Source organism: Pseudomonas fluorescens (genome assembly GCF_902497745.1).
GTDB lineage: Bacteria > Pseudomonadota > Gammaproteobacteria > Pseudomonadales > Pseudomonadaceae > Aquipseudomonas > Aquipseudomonas fluorescens_BM.
In genome coordinates this window covers 587845-601563 of record NZ_CABVHJ010000001.1, presented here as the reverse complement: position 1 = coordinate 601563, position 13719 = coordinate 587845, and the positions used below count along the sequence as shown (strand labels likewise).

The following is a 13719-nucleotide window of genomic DNA, read 5'->3' as shown; positions in this document are numbered from 1 at the left end:
TTCACCGTTTCGAAAAGGTGCTGGGCCGTCATGGCATCGATATCCCGCGCCAGACCCTGGCCCGCTGGGTCATCCAGTGCGGTGAGCACTTTCAGCCGCTGCTCAATTTGATGCGCGATAGCCTGTTGGCCAGCCGCATCATCCACTGCGATGAAACGCGCGTGCAGGTGCTCAAAGAGCCGGATCGGGAGCCAAGCAGCCAGTCCTGGATGTGGGTGCAAACCGGTGGCCCGCCTGACAGGCCAGTGATCCTTTTTGACTATTCCACCAGCCGGGCGCAGGAGGTGCCGACGCGCCTGCTCGATGGCTATCGCGGCTACGTGATGACTGACGATTATGCCGGTTACAACGCGCTGGGCGCACAGGCCGGAGTTGAGCGTTTGGGCTGCTGGGCGCATGCTCGGCGCAAGTTTGTCGAAGCGCAAAAAGTGCAACCCAAGGGCAAGACGGGACGTGCGGATATCGCGCTGAACCTGATCAACAAGCTTTACGGCATCGAGCGCGACCTCAAGGATAACGTCGATGAAGATCGCAAGACCGGTCGCCATGAACGCAGCCTGCCGGTGCTGGCTCAGCTAAAAAGCTGGATGGAAAAGACGCGGCCGCAGGTCACGGCTCAGAATGCCTTGGGTAAAGCCGTCGGTTACCTGGCGAGCAACTGGAACAAACTTGAGCGGTATGTCGAGCAAGGCTACTTGCCGATCGACAACAATGCCGCCGAACGTGCGATCCGGCCCTTCGTCATCGGTAGAAAGAATTGGTTGTTCAGCGACACGCCCAAAGGCGCGACGGCCAGCGCTCAGCTTTACAGCCTGGTCGAGACGGCCAAAGCCAATGACCAAGAACCCTATGCGTGGCTGCGCCACGCACTGGAGCGTTTGCCACTGGCGTCCTCGGTTGAGGATTACGAAGCCCTGTTGCCGTGGAACTGCTCGCCGGTATCACCTGGCTGAGCGCTCACCCCATCCTGAAATCGGTGGGGTTTATGGAGCGCTTACTTCCGATGATCAATGACAGCGAAATCGAAAACCTGCTCGACGAAGCCCACGCCGCCGGGGCGCAGAGCGCGGCGTACATGATGCTGCGCCTACCGCTGGAAGTGGCGCCGTTGTTCGAGGAATGGCTGGCGGCGCACTATCCGCAACGCGCCGCGCATGTGCTGAGCCTGATCCGCCAGAGCCGGGGTGGCGAGCTCTACGACAGTCGGTTTGGCGCACGCATGCGCGGCGAAGGGGTGTTTGCCGACCTGCTCGCGCAGCGTTTTGCCAAAGCCATCAAGCGTCTTGGCATGAATCATCGCGAAGGCTATAACCTCGATTGCACGGCCTTCTGTCCGCCGGGTCGCCAGATGTCGTTGATTTAGCGACAATTGGCCTATGGTTGAGGGGTTGGAATCCTTCCGCCGAAATCACCCAGTCACGTTTTTTGTGACCTGGAACACACGTTCTAGAGCGTTTGATTCAGTTTGAGTTAAGTTTCGGCGGCTACCTTGTTCATCGAGTGACTGACGGGTCGGGATGACCCGGATGTTTTAAACAGCCACTGGCTTCATACCGGAATACATGGGAACGACTCCCCTAATCCGCCAAAGAGGATGAATCATGAGTGACAAGGATAAACAGCCGCTGGCTGCGTCGGGGCAAACCCCTGAAGCGGAATCCGCCGATGCAGCGCTGCGCCAGATCGTAGACGGCTTTTTGCATTTTCATCATGAGGTCTTCCCGCAGCAGGAAGAACTCTTCAAGAAACTCGCCACGGCCCAGGCGCCAAAAGCGATGTTCATCACCTGCGCCGATTCGCGCATCGTCCCCGAGCTGATTACCCAGAGCTCCCCGGGCGATCTGTTCGTGACCCGTAACGTCGGCAACGTCGTGCCGCCTTACGGCCAGATGAACGGCGGCGTTTCCACCGCGATCGAATACGCGGTGCTGGCGCTCGGCGTGCAGCACATCATCATCTGCGGCCACTCCGATTGCGGCGCCATGCGTGCGGTGCTCAATCCGGACAGCCTGGAAAAAATGCCGACGGTCAAAGCCTGGCTGCGCCACGCCGAAGTCGCGAAAACCATGGTGCATGACAACTGCCACTGCGCCGACGAAAAAGAAAGCATGCCGATCCTCACCGAGGAAAACGTCATCGCCCAACTGCAGCACTTGCGTACCCATCCTTCGGTAGCCTCGCGCATGGCGAACGGTCATCTGTTCATCCATGGCTGGGTCTACAACATCGAAACCAGCGAAATCAAAGCTTACGACGCGGATCAGGGACGTTTCCTGCCGCTCGACGGTAGCCATCCGATCCCGGTGGCGACACCCAAAGCGCGCTTCTAAATCTTCCTAACAATCTGTGTGGTTTGACGCCGGCCGCTGTTTCAGCGGTTCGGCGAAGCCATGCCTGAAGAAAACTTCGGGAGAATCGCCATGCGTGCGGCTCAATTGAAAGCGGTGTTGCCACGGGAGCTGCTTGCTTCAGTGGTTGTGTTTCTGGTCGCCCTGCCGCTGTGCATGGGTATTGCGATCGCGTCAGGGTTGCCGCCGGCCAAAGGGCTGATCACCGGCATCATCGGTGGTCTGGTGGTCGGTTGGCTGGCAGGTTCGCCGTTACAGGTCAGTGGCCCGGCGGCGGGTCTGGCGGTGTTGGTGTTTGAGCTGGTGCGCCAGCACGGTATCGAGATGCTCGGGCCGATTCTGCTGCTCGCCGGTTTTCTGCAACTGGTCGCCGGGCGCTTGAAGCTCGGTTGCTGGTTTCGAGTCACGGCGCCAGCGGTGGTCTACGGGATGCTGGCGGGGATTGGCGTGTTGATCGTGCTGTCGCAGGTGCATGTGATGCTTGATGCGTCACCGAAACCTTCGGGACTGGATAACCTCACGGCGTTCCCGGCGGCGGTGGCGCAGGCCTTGCCGTCGTTTGGCTGGCAGGCCGGGTTGCTCGGGCTGTCGACGATTGCGGTGATGTGGTTGTGGGAGAAGTTTCGCCCGCATTCGCTGCGCTTCGTTCCCGGGGCATTGCTCGGTGTGGGTCTGGCGACCGGGGCAAGTCTGCTGCTGGCCCTGCAGGTGAAGCGTGTTGAAGTGCCGGCGAATCTGGCGGAAGCCATTGATTGGCTGAAACCCGCAGACTTGCTCAACCTTGCCGATCCGACTCTGCTGATTGCTGCGTTTGCGGTGGCGTTTATCGCCAGCGCGGAAACGTTGTTGTCCGCCGCAGCGGTGGATCGCATGCACAGCGGCGTGCGCTCGGATTTCGACCGGGAACTGTCGGCGCAAGGTGTCGGCAACATGCTCTGCGGTCTGCTCGGCGCGCTGCCGATGACCGGGGTGATCGTGCGCAGCTCGGCCAACGTTCAGGCCGGTGCGACCACGCGTTACTCGACGATCTTTCATGGTCTGTGGCTGCTGGCGTTCGTGTTGCTGCTGTCGAGTGTGCTGCAAAGCATTCCGGTGGCGAGTCTGGCGGGGGTGCTGGTTTACACCGGTTTCAAACTGGTAGATCTCAAAGCGTTTCGAGGTCTGAGTCGTTATGGACGGATGCCGATGTTCACCTACGCGGCGACAGCGCTGGCAATCATCTTCACTGACCTGCTGACAGGTGTGTTGATCGGTTTCGGTTTGACGATGTTGAAACTGGCGTTCAAGGCTTCGCGCCTGAAGATCAGCCTGATCGATCTGCCGCAGGATGGTGAGATGGAGTTGCGTCTGGTCGGCGCGGCGACCTTCCTCAAGGTGCCGGCGTTGACGCAAGTGCTGGGCAGTATTCCGCAAGGTACGACGGTGCATGTGCCGCTCAATAATCTGAGCTACATCGACCATTCGTGTCTGGAGCTGCTGGAGGAGTGGGGCCGGGCGAATGCAGCGAAGGGTTCGAAGCTGTTGATTGAGTCGCGCGGGTTGAAGCGACGGCTTGAGGGGCGGGTTCGGACTAACACTGGCATCGGTGCGGCCGGCTAGATAATCCATTATGAACACAAACCCTGTGGGAGCGAGCCTGCTCGCGAAAGCGGTGTATCAGCCAACAGAGATGTTGAATGATCGACTGCATTCGCGAGCAGGCTCGCTCCCACATTGGATCTATGGTGTATGAGGATTACGCGGCGGGCTGGTCGAGCTCGAGGCCCACACCCAGTCGCCGGCCCATGCACGGCCAGCGTTTCCACGCGGCGCCGGTGTCCGGGCTGCTGAGTTTGTCCCGGTAAACTTCTACCGATTCCAGGGCAAAACTCTCATCGTTGAGCATCTCGTCGATCGCGTGATGCACCGCTTCGTCCAGTTGGTTGGCAAATTCCTCACCGATCAATTGGTGAGCAATCAAGTTGGCGACCGTCATGTCCAGGGGGATCAGTGGCTGGCCGAAATGCTTGATGTACAGGTCGTTGACCTCTTCGACAAAACGGTGCGCCAGATAGGCTTCGTCGAGCAGACTGTCCAGACCAACGTGCCCGGCCATGATGGCTGGCGGCTGGAGGAAATACTGCTCGGCGATTTTCAGCACCGGTTTGATCTGCGATTCGATTCCCGCTTCCCTGGCAACTTCATTGGCTGCATCCAGCAGGTCTGGCACTTCTTCGATGTAGGCGGCGACAAAACGCGTCAGCACACCATTGGCGTCGGCTTCCGGCAATTGAATCGCCGGGTGTAAATGAGGCAGCTTGCTTTCCAGCTGACGGGTCAGCAGGCCGGTTTCTTTTTCGTGTTGTTGGGCTTTTTGGATCTGCTCGCGCAATGCGGCGGTGTTCATGAAAACTCCAGGGAACAAGGCAATGAAATAGGGAAGACATAACTTAGCTGGCTTACGAAAAATGCTAAGACGCATTTGTCATAATTATTTCATCCTTGATGCAACTGCGTTATATCGGTTTGCCACCACTCGTCTGCATCCTTCTCCATTCGTGCCCTTGAACGCAAGTGCCAGCTGTTTCAGTTCATTTACGTACGCACATTGCAATTTCCCGCCGCTGTCTATACTCGCCATTGAATGGAGTTAGCTGATGACGCCCGACTGCACCCGCAGCAAGGCCCGGCGATTCAAGTTCGTAGTCTGATGCAGCCGCTCCCTTGCCGCAGGCGAAAGCCGGCGGGATAACAAGAACGATAAGGGGAACCCGCAATGATGCGACATCCACACGTCTGGATGGGCCTCCTGTTGTGGTCGATTTTCAGTCCGGCGCACGCTGCCTGGACTGTGAATATGGCGCCTGGAGCGACTGAAATCAGTCACGCAGTATTCGACCTGCACATGACCATTTTCTGGATCTGTGTGGTGATCGGGATCATCGTCTTCGGCGCCATGTTCTGGTCGATGATGGTGCACCGCCGTTCAACCGGGCAGGTCGCCGCAAAATTCCACGAAAGCACCGGCGTCGAAATCATGTGGACCGTCGTGCCGCTGCTGATTCTGGTGGCCATGGCCGTACCGGCGACCGCCACCCTGATCAAGATGTACGACGCCAGTGAGCCGGATATCGATATCCAGGTCACCGGTTATCAGTGGAAGTGGCACTACAAATACCTGGGCCAGGACGTCGAGTTCTTCAGCAACCTGGCCACCCCCACCGAACAGATCCACAACAAGGAAGCCAAGGGCGAGCACTACTTGCTTGAGGTCGACAAGCCGCTCGTACTGCCGACCGGGGCCAAGGTGCGCTTCCTCGTGACCTCCGCCGACGTTATCCACTCCTGGTGGGTGCCGGCTTTTGCGGTCAAGCGCGATGCGATCCCGGGGTTCGTCAATGAAGCCTGGACGCGTGTCGACAAACCCGGTCTTTACCGTGGCCAGTGCGCCGAACTGTGCGGCAAGGATCACGGCTTCATGCCGATCGTGGTCGAGGTCAAGGACAAGGCCGACTACGACAAGTGGCTCGCCGAGCGCAAAGCCGAGGCCGCGCAGCTTAAGGAGCTGACCAGCAAGGAATGGACCCTCGACGAACTCAAGGAACGTGGCGACAAGATCTATCACACCACCTGCGTGGCCTGTCACCAGGCCGAAGGTCAGGGTCTGCCGCCGATGTTCCCGGCACTCAAGGGCTCGAAAATCGCCACCGGACCGAAAGAAGGCCACTTAAGCATTGTCTTCCACGGCAAGCCCGGCACCGCCATGGCGGCGTTCGGCAAACAGCTGTCGGAAGTCGATATCGCGGCGGTCGTGACCTACGAACGTAACGCCTGGGGCAACAACAAGGGCGACATGGTCACGCCAAAAGAAGTGCTGGAGCTGAAACAGGCGGAAAGCAAATGAGCCGGTCTATCGCGTACCTCGTGAACCGGTCGGGGCAACGCGCCCCGGCCCGCCCCGCCCACTCACGTAAAGGAGACCGGCCATGAGTGCTGTCATCGATGACCACGGTCACGCCGACCACGCCCACGGCCCCGCCAAAGGCCTGATGCGCTGGGTGCTGACCACCAACCACAAGGACATCGGCACGCTGTACCTGTGGTTTGCGTTCTGTATGTTCCTGCTCGGCGGCTCGTTCGCCATGGTGATCCGCGCCGAGCTGTTCCAGCCCGGTCTGCAGATCGTCGAGCCGGCGTTCTTCAACCAGATGACCACCATGCACGGTCTGGTGATGGTCTTCGGTGCGGTGATGCCGGCATTCGTCGGCCTCGCCAACTGGATGATTCCGCTGATGGTCGGGGCGCCGGACATGGCCCTGCCACGGATGAACAACTTCAGCTTCTGGCTGCTGCCGGCGGCGTTTCTGCTGCTGGTTTCGACCCTGTTCACACCGGGTGGCGGGCCAAATTTCGGCTGGACCTTTTATGCGCCACTGTCGACCACCTACGCGCCGGAAAGCGTGACCTTCTTCATCTTCGCCATCCACCTGATGGGGATCAGTTCGATCATGGGTGCGATCAACGTGATCGCGACCATCCTCAACCTGCGCGCCCCCGGCATGACCCTGATGAAAATGCCGCTGTTCGTCTGGACCTGGCTGATCACCGCATTCCTGCTGATTGCGGTGATGCCGGTGCTGGCCGGGTGCGTGACGATGATGCTGATGGACATCCACTTCGGCACCAGTTTCTTCAGTGCTGCCGGTGGCGGTGACCCGGTGCTGTTCCAGCATGTGTTCTGGTTCTTCGGGCACCCTGAGGTGTACATCATGATCCTGCCGGCGTTCGGCGCGGTCAGCCAGATCATCCCGACCTTCGCGCGCAAACCGTTGTTCGGTTACACCTCGATGGTCTACGCCACGGCGAGCATCGCCTTCCTGTCGTTCATTGTCTGGGCGCACCACATGTTTGTGGTCGGCATTCCGTTGGTGGGCGAACTGTTCTTCATGTACGCGACGATGCTCATCGCGGTGCCGACCGGGGTCAAGGTGTTCAACTGGGCCAGCACCATGTGGCAAGGCTCGATGACCTTCGAGACACCGATGCTGTTTGCCGTGGCGTTCGTGATCCTGTTTTCCATTGGTGGCTTCTCCGGGCTGATGCTGGCCATTGCGCCGGCGGACTTCCAGTACCAGGACACCTACTTTGTGGTCGCGCACTTCCACTATGTGCTGGTGCCGGGGGCGATCTTCGGGATCTTCGCTTCGGCCTATTACTGGCTGCCGAAATGGACCGGGCACATGTACGACGAAACCCTCGGCAAGCTGCATTTCTGGCTGTCGTTCGTCGGCATGAACCTGACCTTTTTCCCGATGCACTTCGTGGGACTGGCGGGCATGCCGCGACGGATCCCGGACTACAACCTGCAGTTCGCCGACTTCAACATGGTCTCGTCGATTGGCGCGTTCATGTTTGGCGCCACGCAGATCTTCTTCCTGTTCATCGTGATCAAGACCATTCGCGGTGGCGAGCCTGCGCCGGCCAAGCCGTGGGACGGTGCGGAAGGTCTGGAGTGGAGCGTGCCGTCGCCGGCGCCGTATCACACCTTCACCACACCGCCGGAAGTGAAATGACTGTGGGAGCGAGCCTGCTCGCGAAGAACGATGACGCGGTTCATCTGATGCACCGAGTTGTCTGCTTCGCGAGCAGGCTCGCTCCCACAAGGGATCTGGAGGGAGGCATGAACCATGGCTGACTCGATCTCGCTGAAAAAGCTCGTCACCCGCCTGCTCGGTGTAGTGGTGGCGATGTTCGTCTTCGGCTTTGCCCTGGTGCCGATCTACGACGTGATGTGCAAGGCCTTCGGCATCAACGGCAAGACTGCCGGGCAGTACGAGGGTGAACAGGTGGTCGACACTTCGCGCCAGGTGCGCGTGCAGTTTCTGTCGACCAACACCGCCGATATGCCATGGGATTTCTATCCCAAGCACGACGAACTCACCGCCAACCCCGGCGCGGTCAACGAGATGATTTTCATCGCGCGTAATCCCACCGATAAACCGATGAGTGCGCAAGCCGTGCCGAGTATCGCGCCGAGCAACGCGGCGGCGTATTTCCACAAGACCGAATGCTTTTGCTTTACCCAGCAGGTGCTGCAGCCCGGTCAGCAGATCGAGATGCCGGTGCGCTTCATTGTTGACCGCGACATGCCCAAGGATGTGAAGCACCTGACGCTGTCCTACACGCTGTTCGATATCACCGCCCGACATCCGCCGGTGGCTGTAAACACTGGCGGTTGAGCGTGCCCGATAAGGAGAACAATAAATGGCAACTCATGAGCATTATTTCGTTCCGGCCCAGAGCAAATGGCCGATCATTGCCACGGTCGGGATGCTCGTCACCGTGTACGGCCTGGCCACCTGGTTCAACGATCTGAAGGCCGCGCGCCCGGAATCCCACGGCCCGCTGATCTTTTTCATCGGCGGCCTGCTGGTGGCGTACATGTTGTTCGGCTGGTTCGGCACAGTGATCAAGGAAAGCCGCGCGGGACTTTACAGCGCACAGCTGGATCGCTCGTTCCGCTGGGGGATGAGTTGGTTCATCTTCTCCGAGGTGATGTTCTTCGTCGCCTTCTTCGGCGCGCTGTTTTACGTACGACACATTTCCGGCCCGGCACTCGGCGGCGAAGGCCCGAAAGGCATCGCGCACATGCTCTGGCCGAACTTCCAGTTCACCTGGCCGCTGCTGCACACGCCAGACCCGAAACTGTTTCCGCCGCCAAAGGAAGTCATCAGCCCGTGGGGCCTGCCGCTGATCAATACGATCCTGCTGGTCAGCTCCAGTGTGACCATCACCATCGCCCACCACGCCTTGAAGAAGGGCCATCGCGGTGCCCTGAAAATCTGGCTGGCGATCACCGTGCTGCTGGGCTGCGCGTTTCTCGGTTTCCAGGCTGAGGAATACATCCACGCCTACCACGAGCTGGGCCTGACCCTTGGTTCCGGCATTTATGGCGCGACGTTCTTCATGCTCACCGGTTTCCACGGCGCCCACGTGACCATCGGCACGATCATTCTGTTTGTGATGCTGATGCGCATCATGAGGGGCCATTTCGACAACGAGCACCAGTTCGGCTTCGAAGCGGCGAGCTGGTATTGGCACTTCGTCGACGTGGTGTGGATCGGCCTGTTTATCTTCGTTTACGTACTCTGAGGATCAGCATTACCAAGGCGCGTGCGACACCAGTTGGCCGCTGTAAAAACCCCAGGCGATCAAGCCGACGGTGATAGCGGCCAATGCCACCCGAACACTCAAGGCGATGACCAGGCGATTCGAGCTGCTGTCGTCCTTGACCAGGAAAAACAGGCCGCTGAACAGGCTGATCACCGTGGCAATCAGCATCAGGACGATCGCTGTTTTGAGCATGGGAAGAACTCCGGGGGACAGGCGATGCAGTTGAGTATAGCGATCGCAACGACTGACTTTGTGGCGCAGCCATGAAGCGCTTTCGTCCGGGCGTAACTCCCACCGTGGTCGTGGCCTTGTTGCTGCCGCTGCTGGTGTCGCTGGGCTTCTGGCAACTGGGCCGTGGCGCCGAAAAAACCGCCCTGCTCGCCAGTTATGCCGAACGCCGCGCCGCCGAACCGATGGCCAGCAGCGAGTTGCTCAATAGCGCGGACCCCGCTTATCGCCGTGTGCATCTGCACGGCCAGTTCGATGCCGCGCACAGCCTGCTACTGGATAACCGCCAGCGTAACGGCAAGGTCGGCGTCGAGCTGCTGCAACCGTTTCAGGATCAACGCACCGGCCAGTGGCTGCTGGTCAATCGCGGCTGGTTGCCGTGGCCGGACCGCCGCGTGCCGCCGCAATTCACCACGCCTTCCGAAACCTTGAATGTCGATGCCTGGGTCTACGTCGCCCCCGGCGCCACTTTTCAACTTCACGCCGATCCGGTCAGCAACACGTGGCCGCAAACCATCACTGCCGTCGAACCCGCCAAGCTGTGGAAAACCCTTGAGCGCGACGGCTTCACCTACGAATTACGCGCCGAACCCGGCCCGGCCAGCTACGAGGCCGATTGGCCGGTAGTCGCCATGGGCCCGGAAAAACACCTCGGTTACGCCGTGCAGTGGTTCGCCATGGCCACCGCCCTGCTCGGCCTCTACATCTATTTGGGCTTGCACAACGCAAAGGAGAACCACCATGGGAACGGCCATGAATCCACCCAGCATGTCTGAGGCGAAACCTGCCGCCAGCCGCCGTCGCGGGCGCATTCAATTGTTGCTGATTGTGCTTGGCGTGGTCGGCCCGATGCTGCTTGCCACCGGCATGTACAAATTGCAGTTCTGGGTGCCGGAAGGTCGCAGCTATCACGGTGAGCTGATCGGCAACGGCCAGACCCGCGCCGACCTCGGCGTGCAAGCCGATGAAGCACGCTGGCAGATGCTGGTTACCGCGCCGAAGGATTGCGCGGTGGATTGCCAGCAACTGGTGTATCTGGCGCGGCAGATCCAGATCGGTCTAGGCCGCGAAGCCGGGCGCGCCAGCCACGCCCTCGCCGTTGCGCAACCGGTGAGCGCCGATTACCAGGCCAAGCTGACCCGTGAATATCCACAGCTGCAACGCTATCCGCTGGACGCTGGTGTGTTCAGCAAAACCACTGGCGACAAAGCCACGCCACAACTGTGGATCATCGACCCGCACGGCAACCTCGTGCTGCGTTACGAGCCGAATGTGAAAGGCAAGGATCTGCTCAACGACCTGCGGCACCTGCTGAAACTGTCGAACATCGGATAAGGGCATCGTCATGGCCAAACCTGGATTTCGCCTCGCGCTGTTTGCCACCCTGCTGGCACTGATTGTGGTGCTGCTCGGCGCCTACACGCGCCTGACCCACGCCGGCCTCGGCTGTCCGGACTGGCCGGGCTGCTACGGGTTTATCAGTGTGCCGAAAAGCGAAGCGCAACTGGCCCATGCCGAACTGCATTACCCCGACTCGCCGGTGGAGGCGCACAAGGGCTGGAACGAGATGATCCACCGCTACTTCGCCGGCACCCTCGGCCTGCTGATTTCGATTCTCGCCGGGCGCGCGTGGGTCAATCGACGTCATCCGGGACAGCCGTTGAAGCTACCGCTGTTTCTGCTGGCGGTGGTGTTCGCGCAAGCCGCGTTCGGCATGTGGACGGTGACGCTCAAGCTCTGGCCGCAGGTGGTCACCGGGCATTTGCTCGGCGGCTTTGCGACCTTGAGTCTGCTGTTTTTGTTGACGTTGCGATTGTCCGGAGTGTTGCCGGCGCTGACCGTGCCCAAGCGTCTGCAGTATTGGGCGACGGCGGGATTGTTGCTGGTGATTGGCCAGATCGCGCTGGGCGGCTGGGTCAGTTCCAATTACGCGGCGGTGGCCTGCATTGATTTTCCGACCTGCCACGGGCAATGGTTGCCGCCAGCGGATTTCGCCAACGGTTTTCACCTGACCCAACACATCGGCCCGAATTATCTCGGCGGACAACTGGACAGTGATGCGCGCACGGCGATTCACCTGACTCACCGGATCGGCGCTTTGCTGGTGACGCTGGTGCTGCTCGGTCTGGCGTGGCAATTGAAAGTGGTCGGCATGACGCGGCTGGCCGGTCTGGTGCTGATCGCCCTCGCCGCACAGATCACCCTCGGCATCAGCAACGTGCTGTTCCATCTGCCGCTGCCGGTGGCGGTTGCACATAACGCTGGCGGCGCGGCGCTGTTGCTGACGATGGTGCTGGTCAATTACCACGCGCGCACCAGTCTGGTCCGGGTCAAACAACCGGTGCTCGCACGCTGGCGCCTGAGCCCGCGTAAACACGCGGCCGCGCCCATCACCATAAAAGGAGAAACACCGTGGCGATTCTGATTGGCGAACGCCCGCATCAGGCGATCTGGCGAGATTATCTGGAACTGACCAAACCGAAAGTCGTGGTGCTGATGCTGATCACCTCGCTGGTCGGCATGTTTCTCGCGACCCGCGCCGGGGTGCCATGGACGGTGCTGGTGTTCGGCAATCTGGGGATTGCGTTGTGTGCCGGCGGCGCGGCGGCGGTTAACCATGTGGTGGATCGGCGCATCGATGCGGTGATGGCGCGCACGCACAAACGGCCATTGGCCGAAGGACGGGTTTCACCGGCCGCGGCGCTGACCTTTGCATTGGTATTGGCGCTGCTCGGTCAGGCCTTGTTGCTAACCTTCACCAATCCGCTGACCGCTTGGCTGACCTTGGCCTCGCTGCTCGGTTACGCCGTGATCTACACCGGTTTCCTCAAACGCGCGACGCCGCAAAACATCGTCATCGGCGGCCTCGCCGGCGCCGCCCCACCTCTGTTGGGTTGGACCGCCGCCACTGGCCACGTCAGCGCCGAACCGTTGTTGCTGGTGCTGATCATCTTCGCCTGGACGCCGCCGCACTTCTGGGCGCTGGCGATCCATCGCAAAGAGGAATATGCCAAGGCTGACATCCCGATGCTGCCGGTCACCCACGGCGAGCACTACACCAAGGTGCACATTCTGCTGTACACCTTCGCGCTGCTGGCGGTGAGTCTGCTGCCGTACGTGATCCACATGAGCGGCGTGCTCTACCTGATTTGCGCGCTCGCTCTCGGCGCAAGGTTTCTGCAATGGGCCGTGGTGCTGTACCGTGGCACTCGGCCGCACGCGGCGATCAACACCTTCAAGTACTCTATTTGGTACTTGTTTCTGCTGTTCATCGCCCTGCTCGTAGACCACTACTTACTGTTGAACCTATGACTCGAACCCAGAAAACCGTCTTCATCCTCGTCGCCGTGATCGCGCTGATCCTGGGACTTACCGTCAACAAAGTGCTGAGCGGCAAGGGCCAGGGCGACCCGACGGCGCTGATCGACGCCGGCATCATCCTGCTGCCGCAGAGCCGCAATCTGCCGGACGTGACGATGACCGATCAGGACGGCAAACCGGTGGCGATCAATGAGCTCAAAGGCAAGTGGAGCCTGCTGTTTTTTGGCTACACCTTTTGCCCGGACATCTGCCCGACTACGTTGGCGCAGCTGCGGCAGATCAAGAGTGAATTGCCGAAAGACGCTGTGGACAAGTTGCAGATCGTGCTGGTCAGCGTTGACCCGAACCGTGATAACCCGAAGCAGTTGAAGCAGTATCTGGGCTACTTTGATCCGCAGTTTGTTGGCCTGACGCCGACTTCGATTGAAGAGCTGCAGAAGGTGGCGAATGCGGTGAGTATTCCGTTTATTCCGGCGGATACCAGCAAGCCGAATTACACCGTCGATCATAGCGGCAATCTCGCGGTGATCGGCCCGGACGGGACGCAGCGGGGGTTTATTCGGGCGCCGTTGAATAACGCCAAACTGGTTGCGCAACTGCCGGTGATGCTTGACCGCAAATAAAAGCTGAAGAGCGAAAAGCCCCTCACCCTAGCCCTCCCGAAACGTCG

General features: G+C 60.1%; 14 protein-coding genes and 1 pseudogene. 13 read left to right on the top strand and 2 right to left on the bottom strand.

Annotation, left to right across the window (positions count from 1 at the left end; genetic code table 11):
- From tnpC to F8N44_RS02820, 4 genes and pseudogenes are all read left to right on the top strand, one after another.
- The coding region (gene tnpC, locus F8N44_RS02835) for an IS66 family transposase (RefSeq protein ID WP_150649214.1) at positions 1-953 on the top strand (953 nt) is incomplete at its 5' end.
- Between the two features lie 41 nt (positions 954-994).
- Positions 995-1363 (top strand): annotated as a pseudogene (locus F8N44_RS02830) (radical SAM protein); the annotation flags it as partial.
- A gap of 238 nt (positions 1364-1601) precedes the next feature.
- Positions 1602-2330, top strand: coding sequence for a carbonic anhydrase (locus F8N44_RS02825; protein ID WP_150649213.1), 729 nt, complete (start codon positions 1602-1604; stop codon positions 2328-2330).
- A 90-nt stretch (positions 2331-2420) separates the two neighbouring features.
- Positions 2421-3947: a SulP family inorganic anion transporter gene (locus F8N44_RS02820; RefSeq protein ID WP_150649212.1), complete on the top strand. Its 1527-nt coding sequence runs from the start codon at positions 2421-2423 to the stop codon at positions 3945-3947.
- A gap of 136 nt (positions 3948-4083) precedes the next feature.
- Here F8N44_RS02820 and F8N44_RS02815 read toward each other — a convergent pair whose 3' ends face one another.
- Positions 4084-4734 carry a hypothetical protein gene (locus F8N44_RS02815; protein WP_150649211.1) on the bottom strand — a complete coding sequence of 217 codons (651 nt, stop codon included), beginning with the start codon at positions 4732-4734 and terminating at the stop codon, positions 4084-4086.
- Between the two features lie 369 nt (positions 4735-5103).
- Here F8N44_RS02815 and coxB point away from each other — a divergent pair, with 369 nt between their 5' ends.
- The 4 genes from coxB to F8N44_RS02795 all read left to right on the top strand — a co-directional run bounded on the left by coxB (position 5104) and on the right by F8N44_RS02795 (position 9479).
- Positions 5104-6231, top strand: coding sequence for a cytochrome c oxidase subunit II (gene coxB / locus F8N44_RS02810; protein ID WP_150649210.1), 1128 nt, complete (start codon positions 5104-5106; stop codon positions 6229-6231).
- An 82-nt stretch (positions 6232-6313) separates the two neighbouring features.
- Positions 6314-7900, top strand: coding sequence for a cytochrome c oxidase subunit I (ctaD, locus tag F8N44_RS02805; RefSeq protein WP_150649209.1), 1587 nt, complete (start codon positions 6314-6316; stop codon positions 7898-7900).
- Positions 7901-8014: 114 nt separating this feature from the next.
- Positions 8015-8566: a cytochrome c oxidase assembly protein gene (locus F8N44_RS02800; RefSeq protein WP_038365040.1), complete on the top strand. Its 552-nt coding sequence runs from the start codon at positions 8015-8017 to the stop codon at positions 8564-8566.
- Positions 8567-8591: 25 nt separating this feature from the next.
- On the top strand, positions 8592-9479 hold the full coding sequence (locus F8N44_RS02795; protein ID WP_150649208.1) for a cytochrome c oxidase subunit 3: 888 nt from the start codon (positions 8592-8594) through the stop codon (positions 9477-9479).
- Positions 9480-9488: 9 nt separating this feature from the next.
- Here the strand turns inward: F8N44_RS02795 and F8N44_RS02790 are convergent, their stop codons facing one another.
- The gene (locus F8N44_RS02790) at positions 9489-9692 is read right to left on the bottom strand and encodes a twin transmembrane helix small protein (RefSeq protein ID WP_150649207.1); all 204 of its coding nucleotides are present in this window, start codon (positions 9690-9692) and stop codon (positions 9489-9491) included.
- A 71-nt stretch (positions 9693-9763) separates the two neighbouring features.
- Between F8N44_RS02790 and F8N44_RS02785 the strand changes: the two genes are divergently transcribed.
- From F8N44_RS02785 to F8N44_RS02765, 5 genes are read left to right on the top strand one after another with little or no spacing between them, the layout of a single operon-like run.
- The gene (locus tag F8N44_RS02785; protein ID WP_150649206.1) at positions 9764-10504 is read left to right on the top strand and encodes an SURF1 family protein; all 741 of its coding nucleotides are present in this window, start codon (positions 9764-9766) and stop codon (positions 10502-10504) included.
- A complete protein-coding gene (locus F8N44_RS02780; RefSeq protein ID WP_150649205.1) occupies positions 10470-11063 on the top strand; it encodes a hypothetical protein in 594 nt (197 codons plus the stop codon). The genes F8N44_RS02785 and F8N44_RS02780 overlap by 35 nt, the downstream gene beginning before the upstream one ends.
- Positions 11064-11073: 10 nt before the next feature.
- Entirely contained in the window at positions 11074-12153 is a 1080-nt protein-coding gene (locus tag F8N44_RS02775) for a COX15/CtaA family protein (RefSeq protein ID WP_095113101.1), read from the top strand.
- Positions 12141-13040 (top strand): heme o synthase, encoded by a 900-nt coding sequence (cyoE, locus tag F8N44_RS02770; protein WP_038365028.1) that lies wholly within the window; start codon positions 12141-12143, stop codon positions 13038-13040. Before F8N44_RS02775 ends, cyoE begins: the two co-directional genes overlap by 13 nt.
- Positions 13037-13672: an SCO family protein gene (locus F8N44_RS02765; RefSeq protein ID WP_150649204.1), complete on the top strand. Its 636-nt coding sequence runs from the start codon at positions 13037-13039 to the stop codon at positions 13670-13672. The genes cyoE and F8N44_RS02765 overlap by 4 nt, the downstream gene beginning before the upstream one ends.
- The last annotated feature ends 47 nt before the right edge of the window (positions 13673-13719 follow it).

Bases quoted from the DNA above. Each gene is read 5' to 3' on its own strand.
- F8N44_RS02825 (WP_150649213.1), top strand. From the start codon at position 1,602: ATGAGTGACAAGGATAAACAGCCGCTGGCTGCGTCGGGGCAAACCCCT.
- F8N44_RS02820 (WP_150649212.1), top strand. From the start codon at position 2,421: ATGCGTGCGGCTCAATTGAAAGCGGTGTTGCCACGGGAGCTGCTTGCT.
- F8N44_RS02815 (WP_150649211.1), bottom strand. From the start codon at position 4,734: ATGAACACCGCCGCATTGCGCGAGCAGATCCAAAAAGCCCAACAACAC.
- coxB (WP_150649210.1), top strand. From the start codon at position 5,104: ATGATGCGACATCCACACGTCTGGATGGGCCTCCTGTTGTGGTCGATT.
- ctaD (WP_150649209.1), top strand. From the start codon at position 6,314: ATGAGTGCTGTCATCGATGACCACGGTCACGCCGACCACGCCCACGGC.
- F8N44_RS02800 (WP_038365040.1), top strand. From the start codon at position 8,015: ATGGCTGACTCGATCTCGCTGAAAAAGCTCGTCACCCGCCTGCTCGGT.
- F8N44_RS02795 (WP_150649208.1), top strand. From the start codon at position 8,592: ATGGCAACTCATGAGCATTATTTCGTTCCGGCCCAGAGCAAATGGCCG.
- F8N44_RS02790 (WP_150649207.1), bottom strand. From the start codon at position 9,692: ATGCTCAAAACAGCGATCGTCCTGATGCTGATTGCCACGGTGATCAGC.
- F8N44_RS02785 (WP_150649206.1), top strand. From the start codon at position 9,764: ATGAAGCGCTTTCGTCCGGGCGTAACTCCCACCGTGGTCGTGGCCTTG.
- F8N44_RS02780 (WP_150649205.1), top strand. From the start codon at position 10,470: ATGGGAACGGCCATGAATCCACCCAGCATGTCTGAGGCGAAACCTGCC.
- F8N44_RS02775 (WP_095113101.1), top strand. From the start codon at position 11,074: ATGGCCAAACCTGGATTTCGCCTCGCGCTGTTTGCCACCCTGCTGGCA.
- F8N44_RS02765 (WP_150649204.1), top strand. From the start codon at position 13,037: ATGACTCGAACCCAGAAAACCGTCTTCATCCTCGTCGCCGTGATCGCG.